This is a genomic window from Lactimicrobium sp. (genome assembly GCF_036453465.1).
Taxonomy (GTDB): domain Bacteria; phylum Bacillota_I; class Bacilli_A; order Erysipelotrichales; family Erysipelotrichaceae; genus Bulleidia.
Genome location: NZ_JAZHUW010000017.1, coordinates 1 through 18043, shown reverse-complemented (window position 1 = coordinate 18043; position 18043 = coordinate 1). Strand labels below are relative to the sequence as shown.

General features: G+C 47.7%; 19 protein-coding genes. 1 reads left to right on the top strand and 18 read right to left on the bottom strand.

Annotation, left to right across the window (positions count from 1 at the left end; all coding sequences use genetic code 11):
* Positions 1-24: 24 nt before the first annotated feature.
* The 17 genes from SOI44_RS05780 to SOI44_RS05700 all read right to left on the bottom strand — a co-directional run bounded on the left by SOI44_RS05780 (position 25) and on the right by SOI44_RS05700 (position 15993).
* Positions 25-873: a hypothetical protein gene (locus tag SOI44_RS05780; RefSeq protein ID WP_331348273.1), complete on the bottom strand. Its 849-nt coding sequence runs from the start codon at positions 871-873 to the stop codon at positions 25-27.
* 125 nt (positions 874-998) lie between these two features.
* On the bottom strand, positions 999-1607 hold the full coding sequence (rfbC, locus tag SOI44_RS05775; RefSeq protein ID WP_331348272.1) for a dTDP-4-dehydrorhamnose 3,5-epimerase: 609 nt from the start codon (positions 1605-1607) through the stop codon (positions 999-1001).
* A 1-nt stretch (position 1608) separates the two neighbouring features.
* Entirely contained in the window at positions 1609-2532 is a 924-nt protein-coding gene (gene rfbD, locus SOI44_RS05770) for a dTDP-4-dehydrorhamnose reductase (protein ID WP_331348271.1), read from the bottom strand.
* Positions 2529-3560: a dTDP-glucose 4,6-dehydratase gene (gene rfbB / locus SOI44_RS05765; RefSeq protein ID WP_277653197.1), complete on the bottom strand. Its 1032-nt coding sequence runs from the start codon at positions 3558-3560 to the stop codon at positions 2529-2531. The genes rfbD and rfbB overlap by 4 nt, the downstream gene beginning before the upstream one ends.
* A 3-nt stretch (positions 3561-3563) precedes the next feature.
* A complete protein-coding gene (gene rfbA, locus SOI44_RS05760; protein ID WP_331348270.1) occupies positions 3564-4475 on the bottom strand; it encodes a glucose-1-phosphate thymidylyltransferase RfbA in 912 nt (303 codons plus the stop codon).
* Positions 4476-4540: 65 nt separating this feature from the next.
* Positions 4541-5725 carry a MerR family transcriptional regulator gene (locus SOI44_RS05755; RefSeq protein ID WP_331348269.1) on the bottom strand — a complete coding sequence of 395 codons (1185 nt, stop codon included), beginning with the start codon at positions 5723-5725 and terminating at the stop codon, positions 4541-4543.
* Positions 5715-5948 (bottom strand): DUF1653 domain-containing protein, encoded by a 234-nt coding sequence (locus SOI44_RS05750; protein ID WP_331348268.1) that lies wholly within the window; start codon positions 5946-5948, stop codon positions 5715-5717. Before SOI44_RS05750 ends, SOI44_RS05755 begins: the two co-directional genes overlap by 11 nt.
* A gap of 113 nt (positions 5949-6061) precedes the next feature.
* A complete protein-coding gene (locus SOI44_RS05745; protein WP_331348267.1) occupies positions 6062-7312 on the bottom strand; it encodes an ATP-binding protein in 1251 nt (416 codons plus the stop codon).
* A gap of 366 nt (positions 7313-7678) precedes the next feature.
* Positions 7679-8800, bottom strand: a complete 1122-nt coding sequence (gene glf, locus SOI44_RS05740) for a UDP-galactopyranose mutase (protein ID WP_331348266.1) — start codon at positions 8798-8800, stop codon at positions 7679-7681.
* A 15-nt stretch (positions 8801-8815) separates the two neighbouring features.
* A complete protein-coding gene (locus SOI44_RS05735) occupies positions 8816-9817 on the bottom strand; it encodes a hypothetical protein (protein ID WP_331348265.1) in 1002 nt (333 codons plus the stop codon).
* Between the two features lie 45 nt (positions 9818-9862).
* The gene (gene prmC / locus SOI44_RS05730) at positions 9863-10714 is read right to left on the bottom strand and encodes a peptide chain release factor N(5)-glutamine methyltransferase (RefSeq protein ID WP_442914579.1); all 852 of its coding nucleotides are present in this window, start codon (positions 10712-10714) and stop codon (positions 9863-9865) included.
* Positions 10711-11793: a peptide chain release factor 1 gene (gene prfA, locus SOI44_RS05725; protein WP_331348264.1), complete on the bottom strand. Its 1083-nt coding sequence runs from the start codon at positions 11791-11793 to the stop codon at positions 10711-10713. The genes prmC and prfA overlap by 4 nt, the downstream gene beginning before the upstream one ends.
* 17 nt (positions 11794-11810) lie before the next feature.
* Positions 11811-13007: an RNA polymerase sigma factor RpoD gene (rpoD, locus tag SOI44_RS05720; protein WP_331348263.1), complete on the bottom strand. Its 1197-nt coding sequence runs from the start codon at positions 13005-13007 to the stop codon at positions 11811-11813.
* Between the two features lie 110 nt (positions 13008-13117).
* Entirely contained in the window at positions 13118-13321 is a 204-nt protein-coding gene (gene rpmE / locus SOI44_RS05715) for a 50S ribosomal protein L31 (RefSeq protein WP_108774856.1), read from the bottom strand.
* Between the two features lie 87 nt (positions 13322-13408).
* A complete protein-coding gene (locus SOI44_RS05710; protein ID WP_331348262.1) occupies positions 13409-14686 on the bottom strand; it encodes a UDP-N-acetylglucosamine 1-carboxyvinyltransferase in 1278 nt (425 codons plus the stop codon).
* A gap of 52 nt (positions 14687-14738) precedes the next feature.
* Complete coding sequence (locus tag SOI44_RS05705; protein ID WP_331348261.1) at positions 14739-15593, bottom strand: MurR/RpiR family transcriptional regulator; 855 nt, start codon at positions 15591-15593, stop codon at positions 14739-14741.
* Positions 15594-15687: 94 nt separating this feature from the next.
* Positions 15688-15993 (bottom strand): hypothetical protein, encoded by a 306-nt coding sequence (locus SOI44_RS05700; RefSeq protein ID WP_331348260.1) that lies wholly within the window; start codon positions 15991-15993, stop codon positions 15688-15690.
* Positions 15994-16498: 505 nt separating this feature from the next.
* Between SOI44_RS05700 and SOI44_RS05695 the strand changes: the two genes are divergently transcribed.
* Positions 16499-17296, top strand: a complete 798-nt coding sequence (locus SOI44_RS05695; protein ID WP_331348259.1) for a LytTR family DNA-binding domain-containing protein — start codon at positions 16499-16501, stop codon at positions 17294-17296.
* A gap of 118 nt (positions 17297-17414) precedes the next feature.
* Here SOI44_RS05695 and SOI44_RS05690 read toward each other — a convergent pair.
* On the bottom strand, positions 17415-18043 hold a 629-nt coding region (locus tag SOI44_RS05690; RefSeq protein ID WP_331348258.1), incomplete at its 5' end, for a PTS transporter subunit EIIC.

Below are 18043 nucleotides of genomic sequence, written 5' to 3'. Positions count from 1 at the left end.
GTAATAAAGAGGTAATAAACCCAATTAGATCTGATACCTTGTTCGTCTTGCCTGGCCGGTTTTGACAACCAGGTATCTATTAGCCAATACATTCAAAGCACGGATCACCGTTGCTTTACTCAGGCCGGTGAATGAAACAATCTCACTGCTGGAAACAGGCTGATGGGTGCTAAGAGCCTGATAAACTTTACTTTCAGTAAGCGTCAGGTCAGGATGATCATCAATCACAGGCAGAATTATCTGGATCATTTGATCTTTGCTTTCAATGACAGGTATCTGCTTCCTGTCCTTGTATGCCATGCGGATTTGATGGAAATCCTCATCAAGGGAATCAATAACGTGCATGTGAAACAGGACAGTGGTCAGGATTGGATGGTATGAAAATGATGGACTGCCGGTAAATGCAATATTGATGCAGTTATCATACATTGCAATCTGTATGTTTGACTGATCACGCCAGTCATGATGGACAATCGCGTAAAGAACTGCCTTTTGAAAAACCGTCTCAGGAACCAGTTCTCTTTTCTCTCTCAGGATTTTCTCAATCACTTCTTCCTGATAGTATCTTTGATACATCATTAATGCCTGTTCATTCTGGGACAGCACAGAAACACCAGTTGCAGAAATCTGTTCCTTGATGATATTGGTCTTTTTCCCATACCGCACAATCTCAATGCCAGAAAAGTGATTATGATCCGCAAGCAGTCCAGCCGCATTGTTATATCCCGCTTCATCACTGTACAGACCTAGCACCTTCAGAATATCAACGGTCAGTTTTTTGATGCCAACCGTTTCTTTCAGTTTTCTTTCCAATACCGTAAAGGAGAGATTCTGATTTGCATATCCAAGCTGATCAAACGTTTTTTCTTCCATGGTGAGTACCTCACCAACATTCTACAGGATACATGTGTTATTGTGAAACGATTTTAGAATCGTCTCTTTTATGTTGACTCCATCAAAAAAGCCAGGACCTTCATCCTGACTTTGTGTCTTATGTCTTAGAACTTGAATGTATCCTTCAGGCCTGCCCACTTCTGATCTTTCTCTGACAGGTTGAGCGGGGTGCCATCTTCCAGGGTATATCCTTCTGCACTTGGTGTGCCGTTGTAAGTACCCTTGAGCTGCGGCCATTCAACACCAATCTCCGGATCATTCCAGGCCATGCCGCCTTCATCATTTGGATGCCAGTAGTCATTGACCTTGTAGCAGAACTCTGCTTCATCGGAAAGTACCAGGAAGCCATGGGCGAATCCTTCCGGAATCAGGAACTGCTTCTTGTTGTCTTCGGAAAGTGTGACGCCATACCACTTGCCATAGGTGGCACTGTTCTGTCTCAGATCAACAGCGACATCAAACACCGTGCCTCTGACAGCTCTGACCAGCTTGCACTGCGGATAGTGCTTCTGGAAATGCAGACCTCTGAGCACACCCTTGGTGCTCTTGGACTGGTTATCCTGAACGAAGTTAATGTGGAAGCCAGCTTCCTCCATATCCTTCTCATTGTATGTTTCCATGAAATAGCCGCGGGCATCACCATGCACCGTAGGTGTAATCACACACAGGCCTTCAATGCCGCCAACATTCTTCTCTACTTTGATCTGTCCCATCTTACAAACTCTCCACATCTAATTCATCAATATAGCGCTTGACTGCATCACGCCAGTCCGGCAGCGGTGTAAAGCCATTTTCAACAAGCTTGCTCTTGTCAAGACGGCTGTTGAACGGTCTGGCTGCCTTGCTCAGGCCATATTCCTCTGTGGTAACCGGAATGACCTTTGTCTTAAAGCCGGCATCCTTGTAAATCTCCTTGGCAAAATCAGCCCAGGAAATATAGCCGCCTTCATTGGTCGCATGATAATAGCCATACTTATCTGTCTCAATCATATCGACTAACAGTCTGGCCAGATCAAACGTATAGGTCGGTGTACCGATCTGATCATTGACAACCCGCACTTCATCATGTGTCTTGCCAACTTTGAGCATTGTCTTGATGAAGTTCCTGCCATTTTTTCCAAATACCCAGGCAATACGGACAATGAAATACTTCTTCAGTGTATTGGCAACGGCCAGTTCCCCTTCCAGCTTTGTCTTGCCATACACATTCAGCGGCTGATAGTCCTTGCAGTCAGGCTGCCATGGTGCGGTGCCCTGTCCATTGAACACATAGTCCGTGGAAATATAGACCATTTTGGCATCCAGTTCCTTTGCCGCATTGGCAATGTTCTGGGTACCGCCGGCATTGACAGCTCTGACCTTGGCCACCTTATCATCATCCTCGGCCATATCCACAGCTGTCCAGGCAGCACAATGGACAATGACATCGGGATGAATGTTCATCAGGGTATCATGCACTGCCTTTGCGTCGGTAATATCCATTGCCACATACGGCATTGTCGTGACGGCAGAACCATCCTGCACACCAGCATAAGCCGGGGCAATATCAGAACCAATGCCCTCATAGCCGCGCTTTGCCAGCTCATTCATCACATCATGGCCAAGCTGACCGGAAACACCTGTTACAAATATCTTCATCCAATTACCTTCTTCTTGCCATACATCTCTTCATAATAATTCTGATAGTCACCGGCAATGATATCCTTCCACCAGTCCTGGTTGTCCAGATACCACTTGATCGTCTTCTTGATGCCATCCGCAAACTTTGTCTCCGGCAGCCATCCCAGATCCCTGTGAATCTTGGCCGGATCGATGGCATAGCGCTGGTCATGGCCCTTGCGGTCCGTGACGTGCTGAATGAGAGATTCCGGCTTGCCAAGCTCCTTCAGGATAATCTTTACAATATCGATATTGCGCATCTCATTGTGGCCGCCGATGTTGTAAACCTCACCAACATTTGCCTTTCTGATAATCAGATCAATGGCACGGCAATGATCCTCTACATACAGCCAATCGCGGATGTTCAGACCCTCGCCATATACCGGCAGCGGCTCATCGGCCAGAGCTCTGGCAATCATCAATGGAATCAGCTTCTCCGGGAACTGGTAAGGACCATAGTTATTGGAGCAGCGGGAAATCGTTGTCGGCAGGCCATAGGTTCTGTGATAGGCATTGACCAGCAGGTCAGCACTAGCCTTGGAAGAAGAATACGGAGAAGAAGTATGCAGCGGTGTCTCTTCCGTAAAGAACAGATCCGGACGGTTGATCGGCAGATCACCATATACTTCATCGGTAGAAACCTGATGATAACGCTTGATGCCATACTTGCGGCAGGCATCCATCAGCACACTGGTGCCAATGATATTGGTCTCCAGGAAGATCTCAGGATTCTCAATCGAGCGGTCCACATGACTCTCAGCCGCGAAGTTGACAACCACATCCGGCTTTTCATCCGCAAACAGCTTGTATACACCCTCACGGTCACAGATATCCAGCTTCACAAACTTGAAGTTCGGAGCATCCATGATATCCTTCAGAGTCTTCAGATTGCCGGCATAGGTCAGCTTATCCAGACAGATGATCTCATCCTCCGGGTGCGCTTTTCTTTCATAGAAGATAAAGTTGGAGCCAATGAATCCCGCTCCGCCAGTCACGATCATTTTCATAGTTTACTTTCCCTCTCTTTTTGCAATCGGTCCCTGCACAGAACCACTCACCAGACTTCTCAGATACGCACCATACGGACTCTTGCCATACAGATCTGCCATCTTCAGAAGCTGTTCCTCATCAATCCACTTGTTATAGTAGGCAATCTCCTCCGGCACCGAAATCCGGATGCCCTGAATATGCTCAATGGAGCGTACATAGTTGCTCGCCTCGGCCATCGATTCCACCGTACCGGTATCCACCCAGGAGAAACCTCTGCCAAGAATCTGCAGATCCAGATCATCATGTTCCAGATAAACTTTGTTCAGATCCGTAATTTCATACTCGCCGCGGGGAGAAGGCTTCAACTGTTTGGCATATTCCACACAACGGTTGTCATAGAAATACAGGCCGACAACCGCATAGTTGCTCCTGGGGTGGGCCGGCTTTTCTTCCAGAGACAAGACATGTCCCTTCTCATCAAAGTCGGCAATGCCAAACCTCTCCGGATCCGATACATACTTGCCAAAGATCGTTGCCTTGCCAAGATGCTCGGCATCTCCCACAGCCTTTCTCAGCATGCGGCCAAAGTGGTTGCCATAGAAGATATTATCTCCCAGCACCAGGGCCGCACAGTCATCACCGATGAACTCTTCACCCAGCACAAATGCCTGTGCCAGACCATTTGGTGTTTCCTGCACCTTGTAGCTGAAATGCATGCCAAACTGAGAGCCATCCCCCAGCAGTGCCTCAAAGTTGCCAATATCATGCGGTGTGGAAATAATCAGCACATCACGGATCCCTGCCAGCATCAATGTGCTCAGCGGATAAAAGATCATTGGCTTGTCATACACCGGCAGCAGTTGCTTCGATGTCACCCGTGTCAATGGATACAGCCGGGTCCCCGAACCACCTGCCAGAATAATACCCTTCATACATGTACCTCCTGTAGACAGCAGAAGTATAAAAGGTGACGCAAGGTCACCTTCAAGCATTATTTTTACTTTTTTACGGCAAGAAACGCACCGGCATCCTTTGTAATCGTAAAACCACCCGCTGTCATCTTCACAACATAGTCATGAAACTCCTTGTAGCGGTCCAGCAGCAGCTGATTCTGATTGCCATGACATGACAGAATATAGGCAATCAAAGGCTCCGCCTCATGCAGGACAATCGAATCCTGATATTTCCTTCTTTCGATATCCCGAAAATAAGGAGACAGCAGTTGGGCCCCATGATCCAAGCCAAACTTCTCATACAGCTTGTCTTTGGACAGCACAATCTGCGGCGAGAATGACTGCACAAGCTCTGTGATCTCTTTCATATGCCTGGAACTATACGTACTGGCCTCCAGATGTCCATTCACCCTGAGTACCCTGGCACATTCCTGCAGCACCTGTGAAAGATCATCGCAATAAAACAGCATGTGATTGGCAATGACAAGATCAAACGTATTGTCATCAAACGGCATATGCGCTGCATCAAACACCATGCAGGAGAATCGTGCATCATTTCGGAAGCGGTTCTGCACATCATGAATCATACCGGCTGAAATATCCGACAGTACAATCTGTACATGCGGCGGCAGAACAGACAGATTCTGCTGCCACAGGGCACCATTGCCGCAGCCAATCTCCAGGATCTTCATGCCATCCTGAATGGATGCCTGCTGATACAGCCACACAAACCAGCCCAAAGGATTGGTGGAATAGAGGGAATGGAGACGAATACGGGCGGTGATATTGGCCGCATTCTGATACTGTGTTTTCAGGCTGCGCTCCATGGCATCACTGTCAATCAGGGCCAGCATGTGGTCATAGTCCACTTCCTGTCCCTTCTTTAATGCGGACATGGTTGAAGACAAAGCTTCCGCAACTGCCTGCATCTGTCCGATTCTTTCCTGTACCAGTTTCTGCTGCACCCTCATCGTCTCCAGAAGAAAATGCTGATCAGCACCTGCCATCGTCATCTCCCGGATATCATCCAGAGAAAAGCCAAGATACTTGTACAGAAGGATCTGCTGCATGCGGCCAAGATCTGCATCATTGTATAACCGTGCTCCAGCATCAGAATGAGCAGAAGGAGACAGCAGGCCGATGCGGTCATAGTAGCGCACTGTACGTAATGACACATGTGCACGCGCTGCAAATTCACCCGATGAATAATAGCCCTTCTTAGTCATCATCCACCAGCTCAAAGCGATACTTCTGCTCTACATCCGGATATTTGACATGATCCACCTCAGACAGAAACATACTCTTTGGACGCACAAACAAGCCATAATCCCCATATAAAGCCCGATAGATCACAACCACTTCACGACTCTCAGTATCAATGGCTTCATCCAGCACATAGTAGTACCTGCCCTTGAAGTGTCTGTATACTCTGTTTTTTACAAGTTCCCGCATATCAGTATCATAGCATGCATATCGGTAAAAGAAATGTACTGCAAGCTAAGTATGCATGTATAGACAGAAGATACACTGCCAAAATACAGCGTTCTTACTGCTGTTAGCTGTTATCAGCCAATCTTGTATTTCGTTCCCCTGCCTTTTCCTTCAATTGTGATATATTGCTTTTCAGCCATTGCTTTTAACAGCCCGGCTGTCTTTGACCTGCCAAACGGAACCGCAGCCGCAATTTCACTGATTGATTTTGGCATTGTTTTGCTTAGAATCTGATAGACAATCTTTTCATCTGCAGACAGCTTTTCCTTGCTGATGACCGGCAGAATGACATGAATTGAGTTTTCATAAACCTCAAAAGCCGGTTTCTGGATGCTGTTTTCATATGCTTCCCGGATTCTCAGAATTCCTGTTCCCAATATTTCTACAAGGTTCAGTCTGTAGAATACATTCCCCAATTTTGGATTTCTCAGTATTGAAACACTCCCCCTCAGATATTCCTCTTTGGAAAGACCGGGTGGCAGCCCTCCCGGTGATGATACTTCAATCCGGTCATCAAACATCATTATCCGGATATTGACATTGATATCCCAGGTTCTGTGAATCAGTGCATTGGCAACTGCTTCTCTGAATGCCTCTTCAGGTACTTTTTCGATTTTGATTCGATCCATCCCGTGAATTTCTTCATATTGATAATAATCACGAAATATTTCCATTGCTTTTCCGAGCTCATCAATAACCGATTGATGCTCAATAACCGCGCGTTTCAGAATCACATTGATGCTTTCCCCAAATCTGGCAATATCAATGCCAGGAAAACCATTCTCATCCGCCAGAATCTCAGCGGCATGGTTATATCCTTCCCCGTCACTGTATAAATTCAGCGTTTTCAATACATCCCGATTTAACGATGTAATACCGATTTTCTCCTTTGCCAGTCTCTCAAGAGTATTGAACGTCAGATCCTGTTTTTCGGCCGGGAGGTCCTCAAAATTGATGTGTTCACCCCTCAGGACCAGTCTGCTCAGTTCCAGACTGTCAGCCTCAATCGTGGCCGTGTCATTTCTTCTATACGCTTTGGATTTATATGTATACGGAGTATTTCTTCCTGACCAGACCACAAGTGTCACTGTTTTGTCTGACTCCTGAACGGACAACTCGTATGGAGGCTGTGGATGAATCGAATCATTAATCTTGTTTTCGATATCCAGACAGGCTTGTACCGGATCATCCAAACCAACGACATCACCATGATCATCCACTCCGAAAACAATCTTTCCACCATCGTAATTGGCAAAAGCACTTACGGTCTTCAAGAATGCATTCGTAATATCTGATTTAAACTCCAGTTGTTTTGTCTCTTTCATGATGGTCGTCTCCAATCTATTGTACTTTCAGGGTAAATGAATCTGCGTATATTTTCAATCGTATTTTTTTACAACCGAATTTGCGATTGTTTTCCAACTGTATTTTTGGCTTTTCACCTGAAAATCATGGCATAAATCAGGTTGAGATGGATCAAAAACCCATGATTCAATTGTTATTGCGTGTAAATACAAACGAAATCGGTCATAAATCCGATTGTATTTTTTTGCGGCCGGATTTATGACCGCTCAGCAGTTGTATTCTTTGCCAATAGTTTGTTATCTTTCAGGATCCGGCGGATCACATGTATGCAGGCAGACATCTGATGACATAGCAAGATAAAAAAAGAACCTTGCGGTTCTTTCTTGTTAATGCAGGATTTCGTCTGCCTTGTTCAAAGCACTGGCAATGACGGCATCCATGTCATAGTACTTGTATTCGCCAAGACGGCCGCCAAAGACAATGTTGTTTTCCTTATGGGCAAGTTCACGATACTTCTGATACAGCTCGGAATTTCTTGCATCATTGACCGGATAGTAAGGCTCATCGCCCGGCTTCCACTCAGAGGAATACTCTCTGGAAATGACGGTGCATGGGATATCCTTACCTTCATCATCCTTGCCAAACTCAAACCACTTATGTTCGATGATTCTGGTCCATGGTGTCTCTCTGTCTGTGTAGTTGACAGCCGCATTGCCCTGGAAATTCGGGATGTCCAGCAGTTCTGTCTCAAAGCGGACAGAGCGGTACTGCAGTGTACCCAGGCTGTAGTTGAAGTGGGCATCAATCGGTCCTGTATAGATCACAGTATCTGCCAGTGCATCAAACTGTTCCTTGTTCTTCAGATAGTCCTCATGCAGACGGACCTCAATGCCATCCAGCATATTGGCAACCATTTTTGTATAGCCACCCATCGGAATACCCTGGTACAATGCATTGAAATAGTTGTTATCGAAAGTAAAGCGCACCGGCAGACGCTTGATAATGAATGCCGGCAGATCTTTGCAGTCACGGCCCCACTGCTTCTCTGTATAACCCTTGATCAGCTTCTGATAGATATCAGTGCCAACCAGGGAAATAGCCTGCTCTTCCAGATTCTTCGGCTCCTTGATGCCGGCAGCTTTCTTCTGTTCCTCAATCTTCTCATACGCTTCCTGCGGCGTTACAACACCCCACATCTTATTGAAGGTATACATATTGAACGGAAGAGAATACAGCTCCCCATGATAATTGGCTACCGGACTGTTGGTAAAGCGGTTGAATGTAGCAAACTGCTGGACATAGTTCCATACCGTCTGATTGTTGGTATGGAAGATATGAGCACCATACTGATGTACATGGATGCCTTTGACATCCTTGGTATACACATTGCCGGCAATCTGATCCCTGCGGTCAATGACCAGGACCTTTTTGCCTGCTTTCTTTGCCTCATGTGCGAATACGGCACCATACAGACCAGCGCCAACAACAAGATAATCGTACTGTTTCATCTTATCTCCTTATTCTTAATACTGTGTATATTCCGCCCAGGTGCCATCACTCGGCATCCACTGGTTCTCACCAATCTGGTACCATGTATAGCCATCGGCCTGGGCCGTGGCGATGACTTCATACTCCTGTCCTGTTGTTGCAGAGCCAACCTCATTGCCAGACAGAGAAGCACTGTCTCTGACCTTGACGGCATCTGCAGTCACCTTCAGATGACCGACATAGCCCTCATGTGCATTAGCTGTTGCTGTTGCAGTTGGTGCAGGCGTCGGTGTTGGTGTCACGGTCGGTGTGGCAGTGGCTTCCACTGTCTCCTTCGGTGCAGCTGTTACGGCCGCAGTCTTATTGGTCAACTTGCCTTTGAGATCTGACACAATACTGCCGCCAGTGAAATGATCCACCAGATAGATACCGCCAGCCAGCAGTGCCAGAGTCAGGACAATGAATAACAGAATGGCCGGCAGCACAGAATGATGTTTCTTATTGTTCCTGTGATGTGTTTCCGGTTCCTGTCTGCTCTTCGGGGCTGTCTTTCTTTCTGTTTCTTCCTCATGTTCATTGGGATCAAACAGCGTATCCTCCAGAGACCTTCTCTGTTCACGGCTGGGATCATACTGCTTTGTCTCAATTGCCTCTTCCTGTTCCAGCTTCTTCATCTCTGCCGTTTCCTGAATCGGCAGATCCTTGACATCCAGATCCGTAAAGGCACCCGGCTCGGCATGACGGGGCTTTGGTCTATGAGAAGTCTGCTGATACTGACCATAGTAGTCATCATAGGAATTGTTCTGTGGATAAGAGCGCGATGTATGCTGCGAAGGCCGCTCATATGTTTCATCTCTTTCCACACGCTGATGGATCTGAACCGTCTGCTTTTTCTGTGCTGATTTATCTTCATCCAGAGAAGGCAGCACAAAGTCATCCTCATCCTCCAGCAGCCAGCCGCAGTGCGGACACTGCTTCATATCCACCGGCACTTCAAAGCCGCAGTTTTTACAAATGCGCTTTCCATTTGATGTCATGATTCCCCGCCTCCTTATATAACCCGTGATGATTGTATCATCCTATTACAGATTCCTGTAGACAAACAGCATGCGGTCCTTGCCATTCATATCCTTCAGAATCTCATACTTCCAGCCAGGAAGCGTCTTCTCCACAAGCTGCGACATCCGCTCACGCTGGTCCCAGCCCATCTCAAAGGCCATGAAGGCTTTATCTTTCAGCACCTTCTGGCAATCCGCAAAGATTTCCCGATAGAATTTCAGGCCATCCTCACCGCCAAACAATGCCACATGCGGCTCAAAGTCCACCACCGACTTTTCCATCTTCTCTTCCTGGGGAATGTATGGCGGATTGCATACAAGCACATCCACCCTGATGTTCTTCTCAATCAGCGGCTGCAACATATCGCCTGCCATAAACTGCACATCGGCTTCATTCATCTGTGCATTCTTTCTGGCCGTCACCAATGCATCCTGGGAAATATCCGTTGCCATCATATGCAGATGCGGCTCTTCCTTGCACAATGTGATGGCAATGGCACCGGAGCCCGTGCCGACATCCACGCAGTCAATGGTTTCCTGCTTAGCAAAGTACTGGTCCATTCTGGCCAGGATGTTGGCACACAGCTCCTCAGTCTCCGGCCGGGGAATCAGCACATCCTCATTGACGATGAACTTATACCCATAAAACCAGGAATACCCCAGTACATGGGCCATTGGTTCCTGTTTCAGGATTCTTGCCATGCCTGCTTCAAACGACTTCTGCAGATCTTCTGGCATCTCCTCCCTGAAATTGGCATACAGGTTATAGCGTTCCTGCTGTGACAGCTCCACCAGGAAGGCCATCACCGTCTCACTGGGCACATCATTGGCTTCACACAGCCTTTCATACTTTCTGACTTCCTGTTCAAATGTCACAGTTTCGCCTCCTGCAGCAGTCTCTTCTCTTCCTCGGCCTTCAAGCCGGCAATGATACCATCCAGTTTGCCTTCCATGATGCGGTCCAGCTGGGTAATCGTCAGGCCAATGCGGTGATCCGTCACCCGGTTCTGCGGATAATTGTAAGTCCGGATCTTCTCAGAACGGTCACCTGTACCAATCTTTGCCTTGCGCAGCGCACCAGCCTTGGCCTCTTCTTTTTCTCTTTCATATTCATACACACGGGAACGAATGATCGCCATGGCCGTCTCCCGGTTTTCAATCTGGGATCTGCCTTCCTGACAGTTTACCGTAATACCGGTTGGCTTATGCACAATGCGCACAGCCGAATCGGTCTTATTGATATGCTGGCCGCCGGCACCGGAAGAACGGTGCGTCTCAATCTCAAGATCATTGGGATCAATCTCAAAGTCACTCTTTTCCACTTCCGGATAGCAGTAGACCGTAGCCGTACTTGTCTGGATACGGCCTTGCGATTCGGTCTTAGGCACACGCTGCACGCGGTGCACTCCGCTCTCCCATTTCAGACTGCCATACACACCGCCGTCTTTTGCCTTGATCGAAAAGACAATCTGAGAGAAGCCGCCTGCCTCCCCTTCGGATGCCTCCATGACCTGTACCTTCCAGCCCTGGCTTTCCGCATAGCGGCTGTACATCCGGAACAAGTCACCGGCAAAGATATTGCCTTCATCACCACCGGCGCCGCCTCTGATCTCCATGATGGCATTGCAGTCATCCGAAGGATCATGCGGAATGAGCAGCTTCTGAATATGGACAAGCAGCTCTTCTTTCTGCTTTTCACAGTCTTCCTTCTCACTGGCTGCCATTTCCTTCAGTTCCGGATCTTCTTCCTTTGCCATCTCTTCGGCCTGCTGCAGCCGATCATCCAGATCACACAGCTTGTGATATGCCTCTGTTGGTGCTTCCAGTCTTGCCTGTTCCTTGCTCAGCTTTGTCAGCTTTGCCGGATCCGAAGCAATGTCATCCTGCATCATTTCCCGGGCAATCTCATCATATCTGCCAGCCATCTCTGCCAGTTTTTCCTTTACGGCATCCATTCACATTCTCCTGACTCTTAATTCTTCAAATCTTCCAGCTCTGTGCGGTGGGCATGCATGCGGTGCAGACGGCGCAATGCCTTCGCCTCAATCTGCCGGATTCTCTCCCTGGTCACATCACATGCCTTGCCAACCTCTTCCAGCGTCTTGGGCCGGCCATCATCCAGGCCAAACCGCATCCGCAGGATCATTTCTTCCCTTGGCGGCAGTGACTTGAGCATATCATCTACCATATCTTTCACCGCCTGGTTGTTCATGTAATCTTCCGGATTGACAGCAGACTTGTCTTCAATGAAGTCGCTCAATGTGCTGTCCTCTTCCTCACCAGCCGGTGTTTCCAGAGAAACCGGCTGCTGGGCAATGCCCTGAATTTCACGTACTCTCTCCGGCGTCATGCCATTGCCAAGTTTGCGGGCAATTTCTTCTACGGTTGGTTCCCGGTTCAATTCCTGCATCAGATTGCGCTGGGCACGGTTGACCCGCATGATCTGTTCGGTCATATGAACCGGAATACGGATATCGCGGGACTGGTCCGCAATGGCTCTGACCATGGACTGACGGATCCACCATGTGGCATAGGTAGAGAAACGGAATCCCTTGGTATAGTCAAACTTCTCCACCGCGCGGATCAAACCAAGGTTGCCTTCCTGTATGAGATCCTGGAAAGATAAGCCGCGGTTGGTATACTGCTTGGCCATGGATACAACCAGGCGCAGGTTGCTGGAGATCAAAAGATCCTTGGCATCCTTGTAAGCCTTGGAATCCGGCGGATTATCCACCATTGCTTTGGCAGCTGCCTTTTCCTGATCTGCCGTCAAAAGAGGGATCTGACCGATCTGGCGAAGATACTGCCGCTCGGCATCGCCAACCCCATGGCTGCGGTTTTCCTCAATGTATGGCGCAGCCACATCATTGTCATCCTCATCTTCTTCCTCATCTTCAGAGGATTCTTCATCCTCCTCTTCCTCTTCCCCATCAGAAGAAGAATCCTCATCGTCATCCGAGAACAGATCCTCCTCATCATTCAGGAAAATATCATTCTGCTGGCACCAGTTGAAAAGATCATCTTCCTCCTCTTCACTGAGATGATTCTTCTCAGCCATCTCCATGATATCCTTCTCGCTGATTTCCTCATTCTTCGAGGCCTTTTCGGCAAACAACTTCTTGATTTCATCCAATGATAAAAGCGTCTTCTTTGTTTCCTCTTTCACCATGACAATATCTCCTGTTCTTTTCTATTTTACAATGAAAACAGGATCTTTGCCTCCCCCACAAAAGTGCAAACAAAAACAGCTGACATCCATCAGCTGTCTGTTTGTCCATCTTACTTCAGGCCGTACTTCTTGTTGAACTTCTCTACCTGGCCAGCAGCCTGAGCAAATCTCTGGCGGCCAGTATAGAAAGGATGGCAATTGCTGCAGGAGTCAACTCTGATCTCCGGCAATGTGGAGCCTGTCTCAAACTCAGCACCACAGGATGTGCAGATTACCTTGGCCTTGTAATACTTCGGATGAATTCCTTCTTTCATGTTCATTCTCCCTTCTGCCTTACGCCTCTACGCGTGCGTAAAGAAAGTTGCGACAGTATATTACCATCCACAGACTGACAAATCAAGTCAGTCTTCTTCGTCATCCGCAACCTTTTCACGCCATACCTTAGCACCCAGGGCATTGAGCTTGTCATCAATGTGATCATAGCCGCGGTCGATATGATAGATGTTGGAAATCGTGGTTGTGCCCTCTGCCAGCAGACCTGCCACAACCATGGCAGCCCCGCAGCGCAGATCGGTGGCAGCAACCTTAGTGCCATACAAAGGTGTCGGACCATGGATCACAGCCTCACCCTGATGCACATCAATACTCGCACCCATCCGGCACAGCTGTTCGCAATGCTTGAAACGCTCCACATAGATCGTTTCCTCTACATGGGAATCCCCTTCTGCCTGGGTCATCAAAGCTGTCAACGGCTGCTGTAAATCCGTCGCAAAGCCAGGATACGGCCTGGTTGTAACATCAACGCATTTCAGATGATCCTTATGACGTACAGTGATGGAATCCACTGTCACATCCATGTCCACCCCCATCTCTTCCAGCTTTGATAACAGAGCTTCCAGATGATGAGGAATGACATTGTTGATCTTCATCTTCTCAGCCATCGCCGCAGCAATGATGATATACGTGCCTGCTTCAATACGGTCCGGAATAATTTCATGGAAACAGCCGGACAATGATGTCACACCGTCAATGGTGATGACATTGGTACCCGCGCCGCGGATTCTGGCACCCATCTTGTTCAGCAGAGTAGCCACATCAATGATTTCCGGTTCTCTGGCCGCATTTTCAATCGTTGTTCTGCCCTTGGCATAGACAGCTGCCATCATGATATTGATAGTGGCACCAACAGAAGAAATATCCAGGAAGATCTTGTCACCGACAAGCTCATCCGCATCAATTTCAAAGCATCCCTTTTCATATTTGACCTTGGCGCCAAGTGCTTCAAAGCCCTTGAGATGCAGGTCAATCGGACGGGGGCCGAGATAGCAGCCGCCCGGCATCTTCATTCTGACATGGTGATATTTGCCAAGCAGTGCACCCATGAAATAATAGGAAGCACGCAGCTTGGTTACGGCATCATCCAGCAGGTCCACATTCTGCATGTGGGTAGGATCTATAATCAGATGGTCCACATGGGGCTGATCCACCTGTACATTCAGTATCTTCAGTATTTCCGCAAGATTACGCACATCCGCAATTTCCGGAACACCAACGATGGTGACCGGCCCATTGGCCAGCACCGCCGCCGGAATCAGGGCAACCGTCGCATTCTTACTGCCGGAGATCGTTACTTCTCCATTGAGCCGGTGTCCCCCTTCAATCTTGATTACTTCTGGCATATGATTTTCCTTTCCGCCTCAAATGCAGCAGACTTATTGTACTGCAATGGCGTTACTGTGCAACTTTTCCAGTGTTCTTGAGCATCGCTTCCTGCTGCGTGAGCCGCTGCATATTAGCTTCATAATCCTTGGCAAACACAAAGCCATACAGAATATCTGCAAGCAGACCCATGCCTTCCCAGCTGCCAAGTGCCCTTACACCTGTACCTTCCGCATGAAACGCAGAGTGCAGCACAATCGTGGCATTCTTCTGCAGGCCGGTATGGGCATAACCTGTCAGCAGAATGATCGGAATATTCTTCTGCCGCAGGATCTCAGACACTGCCTGCAGGGAAGACGAATTTCCGCTGTAACAAAGCAAAATGGCCACATTGTCATCCTGCCAGGAAGCTGCTTCAAAAAGATCTGTATTAGGCAGAATCGGCAGCCTGACATCACAATTGATGCTGCGCAGCCGGGCAGCCAGTTCCAGCTGTACCGGATAGTCCGTGGAACTGCCATAGATCACAACTTTGTGATGTCTGGCAATCAGATCGGCAGCCTCCTGCATCTTATCCAGGTCCAGATCATTGAAGGTATCGGTCAATGCACGGTACTTCAAAGAAAGGATATGACGCGCAATGCCATCGGCAGAGTCATTCTGCTGAACCACAGCATTTGTGGCCTCATCCCCGGCAATGAAAGAATTCATTTCCCTTGCAAGCTGTACACAAAGCTCCTTATGGCCACGGAATCCAAGCTTCTTGCAGAAACGGATGACTGTACTCTTGGAAACATAGAGCTTTTTGGCCAGATCATCCAGCGGCATTTCAATGACTTCCCGTGTATGATCCAGAATATAATCTGATATCTGATTCTCCGCCGGGGTGAACCTCTCCCGGTTTTTTACTTTATCTCTTACAAGCATACACCTTATTGTAAACGGAAGATGAAGACTTTGAAAATGAAAATTGTCTGTGTCTTTCTCTACGTACCGTCTAAAAAAGCATCCCAGTGGATGCTCAGCCCTTCAGCCCGATGAAATACGTAATCCAGCGGACAATGATGATAATTGCAATCATCGTCCAGGTTACCATGGCAGGCATTGTCAGATGATGCTTATCCCGCTTGGCCCAGACATACCAGATACCAACCGGCGGCAGGAATGCACAAAGCAGATAGGCATACCAGTTTTCCTTGCTTAACAGATCCGTAATCCGTTTCTGTCCCTCCGCATCGGTGGTCTGTGCCAGCTCACTGCGGATTCTGTCATTTTCCTCTTTCAGCTCCTCTTTGCTGAGGCGCTTGTGGCGATTCGCCTTTGCCATACTTACTACCTCCAGAAAATCCTGCATCCTATTTTATAAGGAAACAGCACTGCTTTCAACAATATAAAAAATGTCTGGCTTGGGAAGAAGCCAGACCGGATGAAATGCGGCACATTGGGGGAAAGCCGCATTTTCCAAGAGCCTTTCTCAGAGCCAACCGAATTTCTATTTGGGGTGAGGACAGTACAAACAACTTGGTTAATACTGTATTCGGGGGAAGCTGGCTCCTCAACAAAAGACTCTTTGCTATTATACGTCGGATTCTCAGGAACCATAGATGTGGAGGGAAAATCACCAATCAAAGTCAAGAAACGACGCACTTTTTTACAAACATTTTGTTTATTTAAGCGGTTTCAACAGATCATGCAAAACAGGCTGTGCAGGAATATGCAAACGCTTTTCAAAATCTTCTTTCACCGGTATCACAGTGAAATGAAAAAACAAATTTTTCATGCAAATAATGTACAAAACTTCTGCTTGCGTCGTATACTTTCTGCAGGCAATTATGAGCATGAACAGAAAAGAACTTATCCACCGTACGATGCAGTACATTCTGGATCTGATGGATGTGAATGTAACAAATACATGTGAGTGTCTGGCAGAGAATGTCTATTGGATAGGTCTGCATGAAGGGCAGATCTTTCACAGTCGCAAGGAAGTGTATCAGAAACTGGGTGAATTTTCACAGCCTATGCATGGCCAGATTTCCGGAATCACCAGTACAGCCACAGAACTGGCTCCTTCGGCATTAAGCATCATGACGGAGTTCCGCCTGCTGTTTTCGCAGCCTTCCAATGTGTCATCTGCCATCATTATCAGAATTCATGTCATCTGGGCAATGCGCAATGGCAATCCAAGAATTGTCTTTCATCAATCCAGCATTGCCGAACCGATCAACACCTCCTCACAGATGTTCTCGTTCCAGATGGACACAACCACCTTGGACCGTTTCCCTTTCAAAGATGAGCGTGTCTTGATCCGCGGTCTGAATGATTATTATTTCTATTATCCGATCTCTTCCATTTCCTGGATGGAGAGTGTAGACAGATCGACCCATACGATGGTCCATCTCTTCAATAAGAACATCATTTCCATTGACCGCCTGCGCAGCTTTGATGCCAACTATGGCAGCAGTTTCCTGCGCGTATCCCGTTCCATCATGGTCAATCCCTTCTATATCCGCCAGCTGACACGGTATCAGTTGTTAATGGACAATGGTGATATCATTCCGGTTCCAGAGAAACGATACATGACCATCAAGAAAGAGCTTGCTGATTGGAGCAGCAGTTCCATCAAGCGGTAATCACAAAAGCAATCAGAAATACTGGGAATCACACATATCAAATGTGTGATTCCTTTTTTCTAGCACAAAAAAACAGCTCTGCATACACAGAACTGTTCTTTCAATTGTAATGTTCAGCTTAAGCTGCAGCAGCCTCTTCCTTCGGTGCCTTGTTTGCTGCAATAACAAACGGTGTGTACAGAAGGATCGAAGAAGCGAAGGCAATCAGCTGTGACAGAGCACCCATCAGCTTGCCGCCGGAAGCCAGGAAGCCCAGCAGTACAGGCGGAGTGGTCCACGGTGCATCGACTACCATGATCGGGCAGAAGCCGATTCTTGTCAGCACATAACCAATGATGACAGAGAGCAGCGGTGCGCAGAAGAACGGCACTGCGAACAGCGGGTTCATAACCATAGGAATACCGAAGATGATCGGTTCATTGATATCGAAGATTCCGCAAGGGATAGCCAGCTTTGCAATTGCCTTATAATCATCTCTCTTGGAGAACAGCATGATCGCAATGATCAGGCCGCCGGTGATACCAGAACCAGTCATTGAGAAGAATGTTGAACCAAAGGCGTTGCAGATGATGCTGTACTTGCCTGCAGACAGATAAGGATTACCAATCTCATTGTAGATCGCCAGGTTCTCAGCACTTGCCTGTGTCATGAATGCTGTTGTAACAGCAGACATAACGTTAGGTCCATGAATTCCGAAGAACCACAGCAGCTGCATCAGGAAGACGATCAGCAGATAGCCAGGCAGAC